This is a genomic window from Bacteroidota bacterium (genome assembly GCA_016722565.1).
In the GTDB taxonomy this organism is placed as follows: domain Bacteria; phylum Bacteroidota; class Bacteroidia; order 2-12-FULL-35-15; family 2-12-FULL-35-15; genus 2-12-FULL-35-15.
On record JADKIU010000001.1, the window covers coordinates 849429 to 869514 of the forward strand.

Consider the following 20086-nt stretch of genomic DNA (forward strand, 5'->3'; position numbering starts at 1 on the left):
GATTTTGTTAAAAATAATAGTTTCGATAAAAAATTATTTGTGATAGCTATAAATGAGAATAAATCAGTGCACGCGTAGAAAAATTATTTTGCCGTTTTTATGGGGATTTCAAAATGCTCCACAACATCGGTAATAAAGGTTTGAAGATGTTTTAGTGTAGCACTTTCTGAAGTTTTCTCAGAGATACTTTGTAGTTTTTCGATGTATTGTTTTCGCTGTGTCGCATTCCATTGTGACGCGTAATAAATGGATTTGATGGTCAAATCGTTCTCCACATTCTTATTAATGTTTGCCGTTAATTTTTCATAACGTTTGTAGCACTCTTGTATGTTCTCGTTTTCTCCTAAAAAGAAATACCCCAGCATAAGGGTTGCAAACAATGCATCATAGAGGCGCTGGAAAGCAATTTGCTGGAAGTTAACTAATAAGTGTTCGAGTTTTTCTACTGCTTTTTTAATGTCTTCTTTGCTTCCTAAAATTAAAAATCCACAATAGATATTGTTGAGGTTGATGAATCGAACATGCATGCCTTCGTTCCAGATAGGTTTTGCCAGAATCTCTTCACACTTTTGTTTGTAAAATTCAATTTGCGATTTGATGTCTTTCGGTAAACTTTCGTTGTAACCGGGTTTGTAACCATGACAAAAATGTGTCATAAAATAACTTGCCTGAATACTCAAATAGATGATTTCAGGTGTATTTACATAGTTTTTCCAAAAACGCAGTGGCTCACGCTGTTTAATTAAAAAAGCGGATTCTTTCTGCAATTCATCTCTGGTCATCGAACCAATCAGATGTTTTAATTTCAGATAATCTACATTTAACTGAATATCGTCAGAAAAAGAAAAAATCACATACGCGTTTTTCTCTAAGTCGTAAATCAAACTATTAATTTCGGATAAAATCTCTTGGCTATAAAAGCGTTCGTCATTCAAGTAGTTGAGTGTATGGAAATAGGCATAGCGACTCAACATTTGGATGCTTAAAGAAGGATTGTCGCGGTATTTGTCGTAGAAGAGTAAATGCTCTTGCATTTCCTTATCCGATAAAACACTCTTCCCTTTGAAATTTAAATTCTGACGCATATACAAATACATCAGGTTGATGATGTGTTCGTTTTTTAGCAATTCGGTAATGCGCTGATGGTATTTGATAGCTGCATTTTTGTTTTCCAGTACAAAAGATTGCTGTGCAAAATATTTTAAGACAGCAATGGCCGTTGGAAAATCTTCTGTTTTTTCTGCAATGTCCAATAATATTTCACCAAGATGATTGGCTTGAACCAATTCACCCTTATTGATGAGTTGTTCAATTTTTGAAATGTTATAGGTTAGATAGGAAGGATGGTTGCGACTTAAGAAGGATGTTAAGCGAAAAGTGTAGTGAACGAGCTGGAAAAATTTCTTTTTGCTTTTTTCATCCTTTGAACCGTATACGTCTTTGCATAAGTCATCCGACTCTTTCTGCTTCCATTCGTCTTTACGAATTTGCAAAATTAGTTTAAGCGGTAATTCGGCATTACTCTTTTTCAGATGAAGCTTAAATTCTTCAAAATGAAAATCGTCAAGAAGTAATATGGTTTTTTGGATGCTTAACATAATTTTTTTTCCCGCCCTAAAGTATCTAAAATTTTTTGAAATAAAAACTCCATTCTGATTTTTGGTCGAAGATGAGGATGTTATTTATTCGATTTTCTTCATCCTAAGCTTCGTTTGGAAGTGGTTGATGGGAATTCTCATCTGATGAAACTGTACACTACAGACTTTTATTCCTCGGGAATGCCCGTTAACTTTGTAAGAAAAAATCGCCATGATTAAAAAACTACTAAAAAAATCATTCACCGAAACGGAGGTAATTGTAAAGAAATTATTTTTTGTTTCGTTCCTATTCCTTTCCTTATTGGGAAAAGCACAAACCTATGCGGTAGGTCACGTTCAAATTACCTATACGGATCCTGCAAGAGCAAGCAGAAGTATCCAAACAGAGATTTATTATCCCGCTGCAACAGCCGGAACAAGTGTGCCTGTTTCTGCAGGAACATTCCCAATAATAATATTTGGGCACGGCTTTGTGATGAGTTGGGATGCCTATCAAAATATTTGGGAGGATTTAGTTCCTCAGGGATATATTGTAGCGTTCCCTCGCACCGAAGGTAGTATTAGTCCTTCGCATGGAGAATTTGGTAAGGATTTGAAATTTTTGGTAACCAAATTGCAAAGTGAAAGCGCCACCAATCTATCATCCCCGTTTTATAATCACATCAACACAAAATCAGCCATTATGGGTCATTCGATGGGCGGAGGAAGTACCTTTTTGGCGGCAGAAAGTAATCCGAACATTACCACGATGGTAACGTTTGCAGCTGCCAATACCACACCGCCATCTATTGCTGCTGCAACAAATGTATCCGTTCCGGCATTGGTGTTTGCAGGTGAGAATGATTGTGTTGCTCCTCCTGCTGATCATCAGATTCCAATGTACGATTCATTGGGTTCGACTTGCAAAACATTTATCAGTGTTAAAGGGGCAGCTCATTGTGAATTTGCAAATTATAATTTTAATTGTGCATTCGGGCAGTCTACCTGCACTCCCACACTTGCAATTACCAGAGCGCAACAACAAGATGCCGTTGCAGATTTTTTAAAATTGTGGTTGGAGTATTATTTAAAAGATAATTGCACTTCTTGGGATACATTTAACGATTCATTGACGGTGTCGCCTCGTATTACTTACGATCAAGCATGTTTAATTAATGCACCGGTAATTACACAAGCCGGGGCGGTATTAACCGCTACACCTGCAACTACCTACCAATGGTATTGGAATGGAAGCATTATCCCTGGAGCGACTTCTCAAAGTTATACCACCACCACCGATGGAAATTATTATGTGATGGTGACGTATTACAATACCTGTCCATATCCATCCAATACAATTTCAATCTTATCAACCGGTATCACTTCTCCTATTGATGCATTCAATGTTTTGGTTTTTCCGAATCCAGTTTCTTCTACTCTTTCTCTCGTAATTGAAAATGGAGGAACAGGAAAGGCTGTTTTGACCATTAAAAATGTATTAGGACAAAATGTGATTGAAAAGCAAATGGACGTTCATGCAAATCAAAAACACCAAGAAGCAATTTCTGTTTCTGAATTAGAATCTGGAATTTATTTTGTTGAAATCACCGTTGGAAATTCAAAAGTGATTCGAAAGATTACCAAGAATTAATTTTTTTTGTTGGGATGAATGGCCTGTAGTTCAGATTGAACTATGGGCTTTTCTATTTTTTGCCGAAGGGACTCCTACGGAGCTAATCGCCAATCGATTGGCAAAATACCTTGATGTTCGAGCAGCTTATTGGCTTTTGAAAAATGTTTGCACCCGAAAAAAGCACCACGAGCGAGTGGGGAAGGGTGTGCTGCAGTTAATATAAAATGTTTGTCTTTGTCTATCAGTTCGGCTTTGGTTTGTGCAAAGTTTCCCCATAACATAAAAATAACTCCTTTTTTATTGTCTGAAATCGCCTTTATCACCGCGTCCGTAAATTGTTCCCAACCTTTCTTTTGGTGAGAGCCTGCCATGCCGCCTCTAACCGTCAAGGTGGCATTTAATAATAAAATGCCCTGATCTGCCCAGGATTCCAAGTTGCCATCCTGTGGAATGGGAATGCCTAAATCGGTTTGTAATTCTTTGAAAACATTGACCAGTGAAGGTGGTTTTCGGATGCCCGGACTCACAGAAAAGCAAAGCCCGTTTGCTTGTCCCGGTCCGTGATAGGGATCTTGACCAATAATCACCACTTTCACTTTGTCGAACGGGGTGCGATTAAAGGCTGCAAAAATTTGATTGCCCGGAGGATATACGATATGCGTTTTCTTTTCGTTAGTAAGAAAAGACTTCAATTCATTAAAATAGGGAGCTGCAAATTGTTCTTTCAAAACTTGCTTCCAGCTCTCATGAATGTCTACCTCCGTTTTGGGCATTTTTACCGCATTTTATTGCCAAAAATAGACTAATTATGGGGTTTTTGACTACTTGCTGAAAAAAAATAGTTGAAATGGTTTGTTTAAATCTATATTTATTATAATTTTGCAATTCATCCTTTATGATTATTTAGAATTAATTATTATCAGATTCCACATGAAAAAAGTATTTGTAATTATCTTATCAGTCGTTTTTGTTGGTGCTACGTTGTCATCATGCAGAAGCCACGAGCGTTGTGCTGCATATGGAAAAATTAACAAAATCGAATCAGGTAAGAAAATTACCGATAAGACTGAAAAATCAATCTAAAAATCCCTATATCTCATGAAAAAACTTGCACTTATCCTTCTAGCTGTATTTGTTACAGGTTCAATCTTAACTTCTTGCAAGTCTCATGGGAATTGCGCTGGAATCACTACTCAAAAAGTTGAGAAAGTGAAAGTGAGCGCTTTGCCACGTTCTATCTAATTCCGTTATTTCTTATGAATTGGTTGCCGCTCATCGCTGAAGAACAGTTGATGGATGTTGACGCTTTGTCTAATCGCAACGATGTGAAAGCTGTCCTGTTGTTCAAACACAGTACACGCTGTTCTATTAGTATTGCTGCACTTGGACGATTGGAGCGGTCGTGGAAATTAATGGATACGCTAGTGCCTACTTTTTATCTCGACTTATTAAATCATAGAAACATCTCTCAAGCCATTGCACAGAAATACGGCATTGAGCACGAATCTCCTCAGATTCTGGTCATCAAAAATGGGAAATGTATTTATTCTGCAACCCATTCTGATATCAGTAGCCCTGAAATAGAAGCAGCGATTAATAGTTAAAAATCACGGTTTGTACTAATTCTGCACTTAAACTTTTTGCCACCGGACATGTATGTGCCGCATGCTCCAGCAAGGTTTTGTCCTTTTCCGAATAATTGTTTTTAGGCATTGCAAATTCTACAATAATTTCACCCACCCTGCGAGGATCTGCCTTCATTATTTTGGTGATTTCGATGGCTGTCCCGTCAATATTGATGTTGTGACGCCCTGCAACGATGCCCATGATTGTCAACATACAGCATCCTAAAGATGTAGCCAGTAAATCGGTTGGTGAAAAGGCCTCTCCCTTGCCATTATTGTCCAGCGGTGCATCTGTTATAATGGTTTTTCCCGATTGTAAATGAGTGGCTTCGGTACGAAGATTTCCTTGGTATACTATTTTAGACGTTTTCATCGTTGTAAAGTGTGGGATAAATGTGTTTTGTTTCGTATATTTGTTAAACAATTCTTCGATTTAAAATGTTTTAAATAAAAGAATTGATAATCTCTGAATACCGAGATTGATACATACAAAGATAGCAGAATCTCGATTCTGAAAATAGTAATCACATGCGAATGTTTAAGAATATATTTCTAATCGTATTCCTTTTTGTTTTTTCTTTTCCAACCGTTGGTCAGGACTTGAAAGATTCTCAGTCGCGTATAGATGCCGGAGAGGATTTAAAAGTGTTGTATCGTAACGAATCCAATTTTGGTTTGTTTGTGCATTCTGCCGGTGGTCTTGGTATTGCCTATCGCAGAGGTTATCACGTTCATGGCACACGCAAACGTGTGTTGGAAGTGGAAGCACAAAATTTTAAACATGCAAAAGAAATTAAAAGTGTCAATCCGTATTATGACAACGCCAGAGGATTTGTTTACGGAAAATTAAATTCTGTTTTGGTGATTCGTCCCGGTGTTGGTTTTCAAAATACACTTTTCGAAAAACAAGAAAAAAAGAATGTAGAAATTCGATTCTCTTATTTTGTTGGAGCAACGTTAGCTTTTGCCAAGCCTGTCTATTTAGAAGTGGTTGTGAAAACCAACGATCCGAATTTAAATCCTATTTCAACGGAACGTTATGATCCGGATAAACATTTCCCATCTGATATTTATGGCAAAGCACCTTTTTTCAAAGGACTTGGTCAAACACGATTATATCCGGGTGGATATGGTAAAATCGCATTGAGTTTTGAATATGGTAAACGTTACAATGTGATTAAAGCCATCGAAACAGGTGCCGTTGTTGATGTGTATCCTGTGGCTCTTCCTCTTATGGCGTTCGCTCCGAAGCAACGTGTGTTTGCTACCTTGTACCTGAAAATGGTTTGGGGGAAGAAATGGTTTTAGTACGGATAACGAATCAAAACAAATTTACGAATCTATCTGAAAAAATTTCCAACGACTTAACGCTTCTCGACTCCGCTCGAAGTGACGTTCTAAATAAAACACTGCAACAAAGATTATGGCTGATACAATTACCCCAGAGAGAAAATTTCAAAAAAAACCGGATTGGTTACGCGTAAAATTACCTACAGGGAAAGAATATGCGCAAGTGCGTGAAATCGTCTCCAAACATAAATTACATACCATCTGCGAAAGTGGAAACTGTCCGAATATGGGAGAATGCTGGGGTGCAGGTACTGCTACCTTCATGATTCTCGGAAACATCTGCACCCGTTCGTGCGGATTTTGTAATGTGGCTACAGGCCGACCACTCGCTGTTGATTTGCAGGAGCCGGAACGTGTTGCTGAATCTGTTCGCTTGATGAATGTAAAACATTGTGTGATCACTTCTGTTGATCGTGACGATTTAAAAGATGGTGGTTCCACGATCTGGGCAGAAACCATTAACGCTATTCGTAGAGTGAGTCCGCAAACAAAATTTGAAACTTTGATTCCCGACTTTCAAGGAAAGTGGGAAAATTTGCAACGCATCATCGATGTGAAGCCGGATATTGTTTCTCATAATTTAGAAACCGTTCGCAGATTAACCAAACAAGTGCGCATCCAGGCAAAATACGACCGAAGCTTAGAAGTACTAAAACGCTTAAAAGATGCGGGTGTAAAAACCAAATGTGGTGTGATGTTGGGCTTAGGTGAAACCGAAGCGGAAGTGATTGAAACCATGGACGACCTCAGAGCCGTTGGTTGCGATGTGTTAACACTCGGACAATATTTACAACCGAGTCCGAAACATTTACCCGTTGCCGAATTTGTTCGCCCGGAAGTGTTTGCGAAATTCAAAGAAATTGGATTAGCTAAAGGTTTCCGTTTTGTAGAAAGCGGACCATTGGTGAGATCTTCGTATCACGCGGAGAAACATATCTTTTAGGAAGTAACTAGGTAACTAGGTGACTAGGTAACTGAGTAGTTATGGTTGTGATTCAAACTTTACCTTCCTCACTATTGAACAAGTGTTTATTGCTCTCAATTAGAACGTCATTGCGAGGTACGAAGCAATCTCGATCTGTTTAGATTGTTTCGTACTGCCAAGTACGCCCTGTCAAAATCATTTTATTCAGAATATATTATTTCCCAGGAACCGCTTTTCCCTCTATCTTTGTGCTATGGCACTCCCACTCACGGAAAATAAAGTGTTTGAAAAGATTATTCTTTCAAACGAGCCCCTACCGAAAGGTGAATATGAAAATTGCAAATTCAAAGATTGCGACTTTTCGAATGGACATCTATCCAACTATGTTTTTGTGGATTGTGAATTTATTGATTGCAACTTAAGCATGACCAAATTCAGCAATACCGCTTTTAAAACCGTCAAATTTAAAAACTGCAAAGTGCTTGGTGTCAATTTTGCTGAAGCCAATCCTTTTTTGCTAGCATTCAATTTTGAAGATTGTTTGTTGAATCTCTCCATGTTTTACAATTTAAAATTGAAAGAAACAAAATTCAAAAACTGCAGCCTACACGAAACCGATTTTTCTGATAGCGACTTAACAGGTGCTGTGTTTGCTGATTGCGACTTGCTTGGAGCCGTTTTTAAAAACAGCATTCTCGAAAAAGCCGACTTTCGCAGCGCATTTAACTTTTCAATTGACCCCGAAGAGAACAGAATGAAGAAAGCAAAATTTTCCAGAATGGGATTGGATGGCTTGTTGCATAAGTATGGGATTGATATCGTCTGACCGGATTGTCAGTTCGAGTGTTTCTAGAGCTGGAAGCGAAAGAAACGTATCGAGAACAATTTCGGAGATGAGACACGTTTTGCAAACAGTTCTCGATACAATTTTTGCCTCGAAGACTCGAGTCAAAAATCACTCGAACTGACAACAGTGTAAATAAATTCCATCTTGCAATCACTTTTCACTTTATCTTTGTAAAAACAATTCCCTCGAATGAAAAAAATCAAAGTTGCAATTAACGGTTTCGGAAGAATAGGTAGAGTTACACTTCGTATTCTTTTAACCCGCGACAATATAGAAGTGGTTGCCATCAACGACTTAACAGACAGCAAAACATTAGCTCATTTGTTAAAATATGATTCTGTTCATGGACGCATCGATGCAACCGTGGTTGCCGAAGAAAAAGCAATCATCATCAATGGAAAACGCATTGCGGTGTTTGCAGAAAAAGATCCCACCAATTTACCTTGGAAAAATTTAGACATTGATGTTGTGATTGAATCTACCGGATTTTTCTTAAACAAAGAAACAGCAGGGAAACATATTTTGGCAGGAGCAAAAAAAGTAATTGTTTCAGCTCCTCCAACCACCGATGAAATTAAAACCGTAGTACTTGGAATCAATGACGACATTTTAAAAAGTGATGACATCATTATTTCAAACGCTTCATGCACTACCAACTGTGCTGCACCCATGATACAAGTGCTAGATGCAAACTAGGGATTGGAAGATGGATACATCACAACGGTTCATTCCTATACTGGCGACCAACGTTTGCACGATGCACCCCATAAAGATTTAAGAAGAGCACGCGCAGCAGCACTTTCTATCGTTCCTACTTCAACCGGAGCAGCAAAAGCAATTACAAAAATATTTCCTCACTTAACTGGAAAGCTGGGAGGTTGTGGAATGCGTGTGCCTGTTCCGGATGGTTCTCTTACCGATATTACCTGCGTACTCACAAAACCAGTTACACCTGCCGAAATAAATGCAGCATTTAAAAAAGCAAGTGAAACCTATCTCAAAGGAATTTTAGAATATACCGAAGATCCAATTGTTTCTGTTGATATCGTTGGAAACCCACATTCCTGTATCTACGATGCTGAATTTACATCCGTAATTGGTAACATGGTTAAAGTTATTGGCTGGTACGATAATGAATACGGTTACTCCAGTAGATTGGCAGATTTGATCGCGAAGGTAGGGTAGGTTAATTATATTTTGACATCTTGTTGGATGACCTACTTATACTCCTTCAACTCCAATTTCTCCCCATCAAATACAGCGTATGTATTATAATTGATCCATTCCCCTAAATTGATGTAGCGGCTTTTTTCGGAAAGTTTGATGTCGAGTGGTAAGTGGCGGTGGCCAAAAATGAAATAATCGAAATGTTCTTTCTGTAGAACTTCTTTGCAGTATACTGCTAACCATTCATTTTCTTCACCTTTAAATTGTTCATCTTTGGGCGCGTTGGATGCTCTGCTCTTTTTTGACCAGAAGCTGGCAATGCCGGCTCCAAAATTGGGATGAATACGAGCAAACAACCATTGGCAAACAGTACTGGAAAATATTTTTTTGATGAACTTATATCCATTGTCTCCTGGACCTAAGCCATCACCATGTCCTAAGTAAAATTTTTTGCCGTAATATTCGCGTGTAATCGGGTTCTTGTGCACGGTAACACCGAGCTCTTTTTCTAAATAACCAAACATCCACATGTCGTGGTTGCCGGTAAAGAGGGTTACCGGAGTGCCGGAGTCTACAATCTCCGCAATCTTGCCGAGTAAGCGAATAAATCCTTTTTGAACTACGTATTTGTATTCAAACCAAAAATCAAACATATCGCCCATCAAGTAGATTTCTTTTGCATCGTGCTTGATTTCATCCAGCCACTTTACAATGCGCTTTTCACGCTCTAAGCTCTTTTCGTAGCTTGGAACACCTAAGTGGAAATCGGAGGCAAAGTATATTTTGGTTTTGTCGGGCATTTGGCTTCGTAACTTTTACACACCCCTAACCCCTCTCAAGAGGGGAATGGATTCTCGTCAGTTTTTAAATTATAGTTCTAAATAAAATTATTCAATAGTAAACTAATTCTCAATGTTCACACTGTCAAATCCCCTCTCGAGAGGGGCAGGGGTGTGTTTTTGTTTGTTACAACGAAAAATTCCGAATTAACCCAAATGGATTAATCAAATTTAAGTTCAATGTAAAACGTATGGTTTCTAAATAAGTAATGTTGTTTGCGGTATTAAAATCCTGAATGTTTTTGGACATCACTACCGGAAAATAAATTTCAAAGAATTTTTTTCTAAACGACAAACAAACTCCTGCATCGTATAAAACATCTTCTGTACTCATGGATTTTTTGTCTGCCGTTCCAATATCTGCATACAGGTTAATAGGAAGTTTCATGTTTCCTAACGATGTTTTTAAATTCAATGCAGCCAACCAGGTAGATGATTGTCCTAGTGGTGAATACACTTTCATGCCACCATCGGTATCGGTAAATTGGTTGGAAAGAATTTCGCCATTGTTGATCAACTCAGAGCGACCTAAAAAGATATTGTCGAACAAATAATCCTGTAATCCGGTTTGTCCGCTCATTCGGAAACGGTAAGGACCGGCATCCACCGCTTCGGTTCCAATAAATGTTCCGGCAAACAAACGAATGTCCACACCTTTGTTTTTCTTTTTGAAGTTATACGAGTAATGTGCGGTTACTGCCGCTTTCATCATTTTCTCTCCTTGCTGAAAATTCACATTCACATCGTAAGGTGTAATCGCATCTTCTTTTGAAAAAGAGAATGTTAAATCGTTAAAGTTGGTGGTGAGCGTATCGCGTTTGTAGATTGCAGGACGCACCGCATAATTTCCAACCGGAAACTCTTTCATGATCGTGATGTTGCGGTAGCGGATAGTAAGGTTAAACGGACTTCTTAACTCTGCTTTTTTAAGTTTGATGAAAATTTCAGGTGCAATTTTATTGAAATTGAAGTTCAATGGTTTTCCGTTTGCATCATCCGGATGATTCGAGAATGCATATCGTGTGGTGGTTAACCCGATAGCAACATGTTGCAATCCATTCTTTGGAAACATGTTGTATGCAACATGGCCATATCCTGCAAAATCTTTTGTGGTGATGCTATACATTGGCATCAATTCAAATTCAAATTTCTTTTGTGGTAACAAATTGTTGTAAAATGCGAGTCCGAACATCCAACGATTGTAGTTGTTCCAACCGGCAACCGGTGTCCAAAATAATTGTGTTTTATCCGGATTGTCCAAACTGCCCAAGAATTGTAGTTTGATGGGTTCTGTTTTTTTGAAGATTCCGGTAGTGCGTATTTTATTGTTGTTGCGATTTACTTCTGGCATGTCTTCACGCATATCGATCTTAAAATAATCGATTTCAGATTTCGGGAAGGTTAATGCTTGCTTGCCATCAAAACCATCGTAAACAACTTCTCCAATGAGTTTACCATCTTTAATTCCCTGAATAAAAACCGGGCCATTGATATCGCCTTTGTTTTTAACACCAATATCCCAAGTGCCATCTTGGTTTTTATGCACGAAGGTGATTTTATAATCTAGTTTTTGAGTGGAGTTAATCAATCCATCAAACAACCACGATAAATTTTTGCCGGTTGTTTTTTCAACCGATCTTCTAAAATCTTCTGGCATCGGATGTTTAAAATGCCATTCATCAAAATAGGCTTGCATCACTTTATCCATTTCCGCTTCACCCAAATAAGCCATTAAGTAATCCATTACAATGGCTGTTTTGGAATACATCACGCCAGCGTAATTTAATTGTGTATAATGTGCCGAATGACATTCGATGGGTTGATCTTCGTTTTTCTTTGCGGCAAACAAATAAGACAATTCATATTGTGCTTTGTGTTTGTAACGCGATAAATCAAATGCCTTGCCGATTGGTCCATCTGCCAAATCACCAATTAGTTTTTGGTCAGGATATTTTGTTTCTATGTAACGATGTTCGTTGAAAGAGTTAAGGCCTTCATCCATCCATCCATGTGTGCGTTCGTTGGAGCCAAGCATTCCGTAAAACCAATTGTGTCCTACTTCATGTGTGATGACTACGTCTAATTGAAATGCACTTCCGCTACCACCAATCACGGTGATGTTTGGGTATTCCATTCCGCCTCCAGCGCTAATGGTTCCATCAACGGCTGTGCAATGTGCGTAAGGATAATCACCATTCCACAAGGAATAATAATAAATGGCATCGTTTAAATATTGAATACTGTTTTTCCAGAGATTGCCTTCAGTGTTGGTGAACATGGCCCAAGTGGTGACCTTGTTTTTTGTATGTGGAGTAACAATTTCGCCTTTTAGAACGTGATAGCGTTTATCGCAAAACCATGCAAAGTCGTGCACGTTTTTTTGTTTGAAGCGTAAGGTTTTTGTTTCCAATTCGGATGGAGGAAAAGCCACATCGCTTTTGTCAAACGAAGTGATTGCTTCGGTAGCTTTTACATTTTTTTCCAGCCAAGCAATTTCTTTTTCACCATCTACCATATCACCAGTTGCTCCTAATACATAATTTTTAGGAAGCGTGATGCTTACATCAAAGCTGCCGAATTCAGAATAAAATTCCCCTTGATTCAAGTATGGAATGGGGTTCCATCCGTAACGGTCGAATACGGCCGGTTTTGGATACCATTGTGTAATCTGATACGATTGTCCAATATGTCCCATTCTGGAAATTTCTCCGGAAGGAATTTTAACATGGAACGGAGTTGTGATAACGATTACCCCACCACTTTTTAATGGTTCGTTTAAAATGATTTTACAAATGTCGGTACTGTCTTTAATAAGTTCCCATTTAACAGCCACATCATTTACTTTGAAATCCAATTGGTCGATATACCCTCTTTCCTCGTCTTTGGCGTAATACAATTTAGTTTCTCCGCCTTCCATCAACTGCTTGGCAAGAGCGGTATTATTGTCTTTGTATGCATTGGGCCAAAGATGCATGTAGATGTAGGTAAGCGTTGTAGGCGAGTTGTTGATGTATTCTATTTTTTCATCTGCTGTCAATTCATGCTTTACATCGTCCAACTTCACGTTGATGGTATAATTCACTTCTTGTTGAAAATAAGTTTGTGCCATTGCAAGGTTGGACCATGCAAGAATAAATAAAAGAAGGGAGTAGCGAATTTTCATCGATGTAATATTATTTTAAAATTTCTGCAAGTTTTTCTTCCAATGCTTCTCCTCGTAAATTTTTCGCAAGGATATTTCCTTCTTTGTCAATCAACACATTGGTAGGTATCGCGTTGAAATTATATAAAGCAACAACCGGTGATTGCCAGAATTTAAAATCACAAACATGGTTTTTCCAAGTTAATCCATCTGCTTTGATGGCTTGTTTCCATTTTTCCATGTCTTTGTCCAACGAAACGCTATAAATGTCGAAACCTTTTGATTTGTATTTGTTGTAAGCTTTTACCACGTTTGGATTTTCAGCGCGGCATGGTCCACACCAAGAAGCCCAAAAATCGATCAACACTACTTTGCCTTTTAACGAGGAGAGTGCTAATGGTTTTTCTTCGGGAGTATTCATATTGATTTCTGGAGCAAGTGTACCAATAGCTAATTTTCTGCTGCTGGATACGCCATCGTGAAATGCTTTGATGTAAGGTGAGTTGGGATATTTTGCAAAAAGACCATCATCCAATTTAAAATACGTGTCCATAAATTCATCCGGTTGCAATTGTTGAATCGCAGCTAAAGAAGCAAACGAGGATGCATGTTTTTCAATGAATGTTTTTAAAAATTGATTGTGGTCGTTTACCAATTGTGTGTATGGCTTTTCAAGTTCATTGCTCATGGAGTCGATGCGGAGTGAATCCATTTGTGTCATGTTCACGAAGGCTTGAAACATTTTTTGAAGCGAATCTCGTTTGCGATAACTTTCAGCTGAAGCCAAATTGATTTCCCAGAATAGCTTAGAGTCTTCTGATCCTTCAACATTATAAGTGTTTCCTAAATCGGCAACATCACCTGTGATGTTTACTTTTTGGTTGGGCTCAAAAATCAGCGTAGCAAAATTTCTATCGTTTGTTTTCAAACGGTAAAATCCGATTTCAGGAATAACTGGATTCATGGTGAATTCACCATTTTCATCCAGGATGGCGGTATCTACTTTTTTCAATCCATCGGTAGCCATCAACTCAAGGTAAAGGGTGTCACCGTGTGCATTTCCAAATTTTCCTTTCAATTCAAATCCGGAAGAAGATTCATTGTTTGGGTTCGAACAAGCGGAGAACAATAAAACGGAAACAGCGATGAATGTGTTTATAAATTTCATTTGATTGATATTAAGATTTTCAAATTGTTTATTTTTCAAGCATTTCTTTTACAATCTCGGTAGCCACTTTCGGGTCTGCTTTTCCTTTCGAAAGTTTCATCACTTCGCCCATAAACAAACCGAGTAAATTTGTTTTCCCATTTTTGTATTCAATTACTTTGTCAGGATATTTTGCAATGGCTTCCTGCACAAATGCAGTCAAGGCACCACTATCACTTTCTTGTATCCAGTTGTTTTCAGTCGCAATTTGTGCAGGCGACTTTGTAACATCTGTTAACATGATTGGAAATATTTTTTGTGTCGCGATGGTATGACTTACTTTCCCGGTATCAATAAAGTTCACCAACTCAGCAATGCGCTCCGGTGTAATGTTGAAATCAGAAATGTGCAATGCACTATCGTTCAAATGAGACTTGATTTGAACGGTTAACCAGTTGGATGCAGATTTTGCATTTTTTGTATTTGCGATAATTTTTTCGAAGTACAAGGCAATTTCTTTCGAGTCGGTTAATACACCGGCATCGTATTCAGATAAGCCCAACGCTGTATATTTTTTAAACAGTTCGTTTGGTAATGGAGGCAATGTCTCTTTTACTTTGTTGATGTATGCTTGTGTAACAACAACTGGTTGTAAATCCGGTTCAGGGAAATAGCGGTAATCGTTCGCCATTTCTTTACTCCGCATCAGATACGTTGTTCCCGCAACAGCATCAAATCCCATAGTGTCTTGAGAAATTTCTCCGCCACTTTCAATGATATCAATCTGACGTTTTATTTCGTATTCAATGGCGCGTTGCACATTGCGGATGGAATTCATGTTTTTTGTTTCGGTACGTTTCCCAAATTCTGTTGCGCCTTTCAAACGAACAGATACGTTGGCATCGCAACGCATACTTCCTTCTTCCATGTTTCCATCGCAGATGTCGAGGTAGCGAACAAGCTTGCGCACTTCAGTAACGTATTGATAAGCTTCTTCACCGGAGCGGATATCCGGCTCACTTACAATTTCCAACAAGGCTACACCCGCACGATTTAAGTCGATAAGTGTATCAAACGGATCAATGTCGTGAATGCTTTTTCCGGCATCCTCTTCCATGTGAATACGTGTGATGTTGATTTGTTTTTCTTTACCGTCTGCAGTTTTGATGGTGATGTATCCTCCTGTACAGATAGGCGTTTTATCTTGGGTGATTTGATATCCTTTCGGTAAATCCGCGTAAAAATAATTTTTGCGGGCATATTCGTTCACTTCACGAATGGTGCTTTTGCAAGCAAGACCTAAGCGCACGGCATATTCAATTACGCGTTTGTTTGATTTGGGTAATGTTCCGGGGTGACCGAGAGTAATCGGACTTACATTGGTATTGGGCAACACACCGAATTCGGTTGAGTCGCTGGAATACGCTTTGCTTTTGGTGGATAATTGTGTATGGATTTCCAACCCGATAACCGCTTCGTATTTATCGTAAATGCTCATTTTTTAATCAACAGTTTTAAAGCGCGAAAGATACGAAAAAAATCAATGGTATTGGGGTAAAATTGAGGATGGATTTGCTGAATAATTCGTAATCGTAGATGCAAATTTTGTTAAAATGAGTGTCCCTGAAAAAGATTTATTCTGCTCCCCAAAATGTTGCAATTATTTGTCCCGATAAATTTTAGTCATAAAAAAAGCTTCTGAAATTTAGTTTTCAGAAGCTTTTTCAATTTTAAAGAGATTTTTATTTCTTAATAATTTTTTGAGTGTAGTAAATATCTTTTCCGGTCATTTTTAAAATATACATTCCGCTGTTGTATTGTTCCATAAAGATTGTGCGTGTTGAGTTTCCAGCTCCAATCGTTTCTGTTTTGCTGAAAATTTTCTTCCCTGTTACATCAAACAATTCAAATAAAACAGCTTCAGATTGTGTTAAATTAATTGTGATTGAACAATAATTGTTTGTTGGATTTGGAAAAACCGAAACAGTGTTTTCGTTGATGTTGTTTTCTGTTACACCCAATGCCAATGAAGGGTTAAGCACGAACAATCCGTTTTGCATATCACCTACTAAAAATAGTCCGCTTGGTAAATCAATATAAGCGCCCCATGCGCCATGATAGGTGCTGCCTGTAGGAAATCCATCATTTAGTCCATGCAACGTGTCGGTGTCGAAAAAACCTGTTTTGGTAACATTGGTCGGATTGCTGATGTCGAAAATTTGAAGTCCATCCTGATAATAAGCAATCACTACTCTGTCGGTTCCCCAAATGTAAGGATTGTGTGGTGTGGCGCCTTCATTGGATTTAAAGGTATCCAAAATAGCAAGATTGGTAACGTCTGTCACATCCAAAACTTTTACCAAGGTGTTTTCAGGTACTTCATCACAAAAAACAAGTGTATGACTATTCGGTGTCAATGCGCTACTGTGGTTGTATCCTTGATCAGGATAAGAGGTAAGCGAATTAAGTGCCATGAAATTATTTGTTCCTGTATTGTATTTATAGATGTATAATCCGTCAAATCCGCAGGAGGCGTATACGGTATCGTTTCTAACATACATGTCGTGCACCCATGTTATGGATGGGTAATCTTGATTCAATGCACGGAGCAAAAGTGGAACTTCCGGATTTGCTAAGCTATAAACAGCCATGGAATATACACCACCACCCGGTGAATGTTCTTTTACGCTACCGATGTATAATTTATCTCCTTCAATAAATAAAGTATGTGCTCTTTCAACAATGGTGGTATCATCATGAACCACATGCACCGAATCCGGGAGGTAGCTGAGGTCGATGATTTGAAAACTATTGGGAGCACCATCATCACTAATTGCATAGAGGTAGTTGCCATAGGTTTTGTATTCGCGCCAAATGCATTCATCTCTTCGTCCGGCAACAAAATCAATTTGAACAGGATTGCTCGGAACAGAAATGTCGATGATGTGTGTGCCGAGTCCGGAACCCAGTATAGCATATTCTTTATTTGAATCTGCCGTATCCACCCATCCCCAAACACTGTTGTATTTAATTCCATAAGTGGGTTCAGGAGGTTGTGATGGGTTGTACCAATGGCCAACCAACGAAATATTATTGGAGCTATACTGTGCGAATGTTTTTACATTCAACAAAAGAGTAATAGATAATAGTGCAATGTAGATTTTTTTCATGCTTAAAATTTTGAATTATAAAGATACGAAACTATTCGTACTTCTCATTCAGAATCCATTTTTTAGCCATGTCATACTGAAAGAGTTGTCCGATTACCCGATAGCTGGCATCGTTAAGGGGATTGTTGCCTTTGAGGTTTTCTTCCATTACACCAATTTCCGGTTGATAATAATTGGCGTGAATAAATTTTAATTGTTTGCCTTCTTTGGAAACAAATCCGACATGCGTGTCCATGCCGACAACATAAATTCCATCTTCTCGATTTTTTAAATAATCAATAACGATTGTAATGGATTTGTTGGAATATTTTTTGACTTCCGGATTTAGTTTTTTGATCATGGTTTCGGAAGGGAGTTGTCCCCATTTGGATCGAGGAATGTCAAAGCCAATATCACGAATCACGGTGGTTACAAAATAACCGCAGGCAATTTTCCTTGTTGCGGGGTTTGTGTAATGCCATTAAAATCCCATTGCGTTTTGTACCAATAGGTAAACACTTCTTGTGTGATGTTGCGTAAAAATTCTTGGCTATACTTAACGATGGAATCCTTACCGATGCTATCGGCTGAAAGGTATTCTTTATTGATTTTGTTGCGGGTTGAAAGAATAGATGATTTTAATTCTTCATAGGAAAGTGTTTGTTCTTTGGCAGTATTGATGGATGCATCCAATACTTCATCGTTGGATGGCGCTTGCGCACTGCATGAAATCATACAAATGGATAGCAGAAGAGAGAGGCTGCGCATGATACGAGGAATTAGTATATACGCCAGATAACGAGAATGAAGAGGGGAATATTATAATTCCTTCATCAATTCTTTCATAATGATGGTCATCTTTTTTTCTGCGTGAGAAGCGACTTCTTGTACTTCTTCGTGGGTGACTTCCACAATTTTGCCGGGAACACCTAAATCTGTAATGATGGACATTGCAAAGCAAGGGATATCCATATGGCGTGCAACAATCACTTCCGGAACGGTACTCATTCCAACAGCATCGGCACCCAATACACGCACCATGTTGTATTCGGCAGGTGTTTCGAATGTTGGTCCGGATAAGCCTAAATAAATTCCTTCCTGTACTTTGATGTTGTTAGTTGCTGCTACTTTTTTAGCTTTTACAATAATTGCTTTGCTATAGGCTTCGCTCATGTCCGGGAAACGCGGACCTAGTTCTTTAATGTTTTTTCCGATCAGCGGATTGGAAGGAAAAAAATTAATATGGTCGTTAATAATCATTAAGTCGCCAATTTCAAAATTAGGATTTACACCACCGGATGCATTGGATACAAACAAGTTTTTTATGCCGAGTAGTTTCATCACACGAACAGGAAAGGTCACTTGCTGTAAGGTATATCCTTCATAATAATGAAAGCGACCTTGCATTGCAACAACGCGTTTTCCTCCAAGCTCACCAAAAATTAATTTTCCGGAATGGCCTTCAACGGTAGATACAGGAAAGTTGGGGATTTCTTCATACGGGATGGTGTGTTGGATGTTTATCTCTTTCACCAATCCACCTAAACCTGTTCCTAAAATAATTCCTACTTCAGGTGTGAATGAAATTTTACTTTGAATGTATGCTGCTGTGTTTTTGATTTGCTCTAACATAATGGAGTATTTGCTCGTTGAACGCTTGTTTATCGTTATTGTGAAATTCAATTTCTATCGGAATATAAAAAAGAGGAAGATTTTTAATGGCTTCGGCATACGCTGCGCTTTTTAAACGCATCGCATCTTTTTCGGTCGTCAAAATAATTTTATTTGCGGTTACAATATTATTAAATATTTTTTGAATGTTGCTGATGTCATTTTTAGTAAAGTGATGGTGGTCGCCAAACTTGATAGGAACAATATTTTTAATTTTATCCTTTAGATAGTATTCTAATGGTCGTGTATTTGCAATACCTGTTAAAAGTGCGACCGAAAAGTTTCGTTCAAAATAATATTCTTTTGCCAAAGGGTTGGTGCCGTCACCGGTTACCGGGATAAAATCGCCATACTTGATGTACGAAAAATAAATGCGTTGATGGGGCAATGGATTTATTTCTGAAATTAATCGTTTGCGTTCGATGGGTAATAATATTTCCGGACATTTAGTAACAACAATAATGTCGGCACGTTTCATTCCGGATTTAAATTCGCGCAAACTACCACTTGGAAGAAGGTTGTCATTTACAAACAATCTGCTAAAGTCGGTAAGAAGAATGCTTAGTCCGGGTTTTACAGCTCGATGTTGAAAGGCGTCATCCAACAAAATGCTTTGCAAGGAAGGAAATTCTTTTAATAAATGTTTGATTCCTCTCACCCGGTTCCCATCTACTGCAACGCGCAAACCGCTAAATTTTTTCTTGAATTGTAGTGGTTCATCACCAATATCACTTGCTGTTGATTGTGTGTCAGACAATATAAAACCTGTCGTTTTTCTGCCATAGCCACGACTGAGTGTTGCAATATAAAATTCTGGTTTTAAAAGGCGAATCAGGTATTCAATATGCGGAGTTTTTCCGGTTCCACCGGCACTTAAATTGCCTACGGAAATAGTTGGCAAATCAAATTGCTTGGAAGAAAAAAGTCCCAAATCGTAAAACATGTTTCGCAGAAATGTGATACAGCCGTACAAAAAGGAAATCGGTAATAATATGATTCGAATAAACTTCACAG

The 20086-nt window shown here is 38.3% G+C and carries 17 protein-coding genes and 1 pseudogene; 6 read left to right on the forward strand and 12 right to left on the reverse strand.

From position 1 onward, the window contains the following. Nucleotides 1-83 precede the first annotated feature (83 nt). Complete coding sequence (locus tag IPP64_03460; GenBank protein ID MBL0328484.1) at nt 84-1598, reverse strand: hypothetical protein; 1515 nt, start codon at nt 1596-1598, stop codon at nt 84-86. A gap of 211 nt (nt 1599-1809) precedes the next feature. On the opposite strand from IPP64_03460, the gene IPP64_03465 reads away from it, so the two are divergent. Then, nucleotides 1810-3228, forward strand: a complete 1419-nt coding sequence (locus IPP64_03465) for a T9SS type A sorting domain-containing protein (protein MBL0328485.1) — start codon at nt 1810-1812, stop codon at nt 3226-3228. 74 nt (nt 3229-3302) lie between these two features. On the opposite strand, the gene ung is transcribed toward IPP64_03465, so the two are convergent. After that, a complete protein-coding gene (gene ung / locus IPP64_03470) occupies nt 3303-3983 on the reverse strand; it encodes a uracil-DNA glycosylase (protein MBL0328486.1) in 681 nt (226 codons plus the stop codon). Between the two features lie 483 nt (nt 3984-4466). Here ung and ytxJ point away from each other — a divergent pair, with 483 nt between their 5' ends. Further along, nucleotides 4467-4814 carry a bacillithiol system redox-active protein YtxJ gene (gene ytxJ / locus IPP64_03475; protein MBL0328487.1) on the forward strand — a complete coding sequence of 116 codons (348 nt, stop codon included), beginning with the start codon at nt 4467-4469 and terminating at the stop codon, nt 4812-4814. On the opposite strand, the gene IPP64_03480 is transcribed toward ytxJ, so the two are convergent. Next, a complete protein-coding gene (locus IPP64_03480; GenBank protein MBL0328488.1) occupies nt 4804-5208 on the reverse strand; it encodes an OsmC family protein in 405 nt (134 codons plus the stop codon). The genes ytxJ and IPP64_03480 overlap by 11 nt on opposite strands. 161 nt (nt 5209-5369) lie before the next feature. Here IPP64_03480 and IPP64_03485 point away from each other — a divergent pair, with 161 nt between their 5' ends. The 4 genes and pseudogenes from IPP64_03485 (at nt 5370) to gap (ending at nt 9142) form a co-directional block, all read left to right on the forward strand. Continuing rightward, nucleotides 5370-6143: a hypothetical protein gene (locus IPP64_03485; GenBank protein MBL0328489.1), complete on the forward strand. Its 774-nt coding sequence runs from the start codon at nt 5370-5372 to the stop codon at nt 6141-6143. 115 nt (nt 6144-6258) lie between these two features. Next, on the forward strand, nt 6259-7128 hold the full coding sequence (lipA, locus tag IPP64_03490; GenBank protein ID MBL0328490.1) for a lipoyl synthase: 870 nt from the start codon (nt 6259-6261) through the stop codon (nt 7126-7128). 235 nt (nt 7129-7363) lie between these two features. Further along, complete coding sequence (locus tag IPP64_03495) at nt 7364-7936, forward strand: pentapeptide repeat-containing protein (GenBank protein ID MBL0328491.1); 573 nt, start codon at nt 7364-7366, stop codon at nt 7934-7936. 210 nt (nt 7937-8146) lie between these two features. Beyond that, nucleotides 8147-9142 (forward strand): annotated as a pseudogene (gene gap, locus IPP64_03500) (type I glyceraldehyde-3-phosphate dehydrogenase). A gap of 32 nt (nt 9143-9174) precedes the next feature. On the opposite strand, the gene IPP64_03505 reads toward gap, so the two are convergent. The 9 genes from IPP64_03505 to lpxK all read right to left on the reverse strand — a co-directional run bounded on the left by IPP64_03505 (nt 9175) and on the right by lpxK (nt 20084). Further along, on the reverse strand, nt 9175-9924 hold the full coding sequence (locus IPP64_03505) for a UDP-2,3-diacylglucosamine diphosphatase (protein ID MBL0328492.1): 750 nt from the start codon (nt 9922-9924) through the stop codon (nt 9175-9177). A gap of 166 nt (nt 9925-10090) precedes the next feature. Continuing rightward, complete coding sequence (locus tag IPP64_03510) at nt 10091-13126, reverse strand: M1 family metallopeptidase (protein MBL0328493.1); 3036 nt, start codon at nt 13124-13126, stop codon at nt 10091-10093. 10 nt (nt 13127-13136) lie between these two features. Beyond that, entirely contained in the window at nt 13137-14273 is a 1137-nt protein-coding gene (locus IPP64_03515; protein MBL0328494.1) for an AhpC/TSA family protein, read from the reverse strand. A gap of 28 nt (nt 14274-14301) precedes the next feature. Next, the gene (gatB, locus tag IPP64_03520) at nt 14302-15750 is read right to left on the reverse strand and encodes an Asp-tRNA(Asn)/Glu-tRNA(Gln) amidotransferase subunit GatB (protein ID MBL0328495.1); all 1449 of its coding nucleotides are present in this window, start codon (nt 15748-15750) and stop codon (nt 14302-14304) included. Nucleotides 15751-15994: 244 nt separating this feature from the next. Continuing rightward, a complete protein-coding gene (locus IPP64_03525; protein MBL0328496.1) occupies nt 15995-17422 on the reverse strand; it encodes a choice-of-anchor B family protein in 1428 nt (475 codons plus the stop codon). A gap of 31 nt (nt 17423-17453) precedes the next feature. Continuing rightward, nucleotides 17454-17762, reverse strand: coding sequence for a hypothetical protein (locus IPP64_03530; protein MBL0328497.1), 309 nt, complete (start codon nt 17760-17762; stop codon nt 17454-17456). A 68-nt stretch (nt 17763-17830) separates the two neighbouring features. After that, complete coding sequence (locus tag IPP64_03535) at nt 17831-18169, reverse strand: hypothetical protein (protein ID MBL0328498.1); 339 nt, start codon at nt 18167-18169, stop codon at nt 17831-17833. Between the two features lie 51 nt (nt 18170-18220). Continuing rightward, a complete protein-coding gene (locus tag IPP64_03540; protein ID MBL0328499.1) occupies nt 18221-19033 on the reverse strand; it encodes a purine-nucleoside phosphorylase in 813 nt (270 codons plus the stop codon). Then, nucleotides 18990-20084 carry a tetraacyldisaccharide 4'-kinase gene (gene lpxK / locus IPP64_03545; GenBank protein MBL0328500.1) on the reverse strand — a complete coding sequence of 365 codons (1095 nt, stop codon included), beginning with the start codon at nt 20082-20084 and terminating at the stop codon, nt 18990-18992. Before lpxK ends, IPP64_03540 begins: the two co-directional genes overlap by 44 nt. Nucleotides 20085-20086: the final 2 nt, after the last annotated feature.

Coding starts and splice junctions, on each gene's coding strand:
- IPP64_03460 (MBL0328484.1), bottom strand. CDS start 1,598: ATGTTAAGCATCCAAAAAACCATATTACTTCTTGACGATTTTCATTTT.
- IPP64_03465 (MBL0328485.1), top strand. CDS start 1,810: ATGATTAAAAAACTACTAAAAAAATCATTCACCGAAACGGAGGTAATT.
- ung (MBL0328486.1), bottom strand. CDS start 3,983: ATGCCCAAAACGGAGGTAGACATTCATGAGAGCTGGAAGCAAGTTTTG.
- ytxJ (MBL0328487.1), top strand. CDS start 4,467: ATGAATTGGTTGCCGCTCATCGCTGAAGAACAGTTGATGGATGTTGAC.
- IPP64_03480 (MBL0328488.1), bottom strand. CDS start 5,208: ATGAAAACGTCTAAAATAGTATACCAAGGAAATCTTCGTACCGAAGCC.
- IPP64_03485 (MBL0328489.1), top strand. CDS start 5,370: ATGTTTAAGAATATATTTCTAATCGTATTCCTTTTTGTTTTTTCTTTT.
- lipA (MBL0328490.1), top strand. CDS start 6,259: ATGGCTGATACAATTACCCCAGAGAGAAAATTTCAAAAAAAACCGGAT.
- IPP64_03495 (MBL0328491.1), top strand. CDS start 7,364: ATGGCACTCCCACTCACGGAAAATAAAGTGTTTGAAAAGATTATTCTT.
- IPP64_03505 (MBL0328492.1), bottom strand. CDS start 9,924: ATGCCCGACAAAACCAAAATATACTTTGCCTCCGATTTCCACTTAGGT.
- IPP64_03510 (MBL0328493.1), bottom strand. CDS start 13,126: ATGAAAATTCGCTACTCCCTTCTTTTATTTATTCTTGCATGGTCCAAC.
- IPP64_03515 (MBL0328494.1), bottom strand. CDS start 14,273: ATGAAATTTATAAACACATTCATCGCTGTTTCCGTTTTATTGTTCTCC.
- gatB (MBL0328495.1), bottom strand. CDS start 15,750: ATGAGCATTTACGATAAATACGAAGCGGTTATCGGGTTGGAAATCCAT.
- IPP64_03525 (MBL0328496.1), bottom strand. CDS start 17,422: ATGAAAAAAATCTACATTGCACTATTATCTATTACTCTTTTGTTGAAT.
- IPP64_03530 (MBL0328497.1), bottom strand. CDS start 17,762: ATGATCAAAAAACTAAATCCGGAAGTCAAAAAATATTCCAACAAATCC.
- IPP64_03535 (MBL0328498.1), bottom strand. CDS start 18,169: ATGCGCAGCCTCTCTCTTCTGCTATCCATTTGTATGATTTCATGCAGT.
- IPP64_03540 (MBL0328499.1), bottom strand. CDS start 19,033: ATGTTAGAGCAAATCAAAAACACAGCAGCATACATTCAAAGTAAAATT.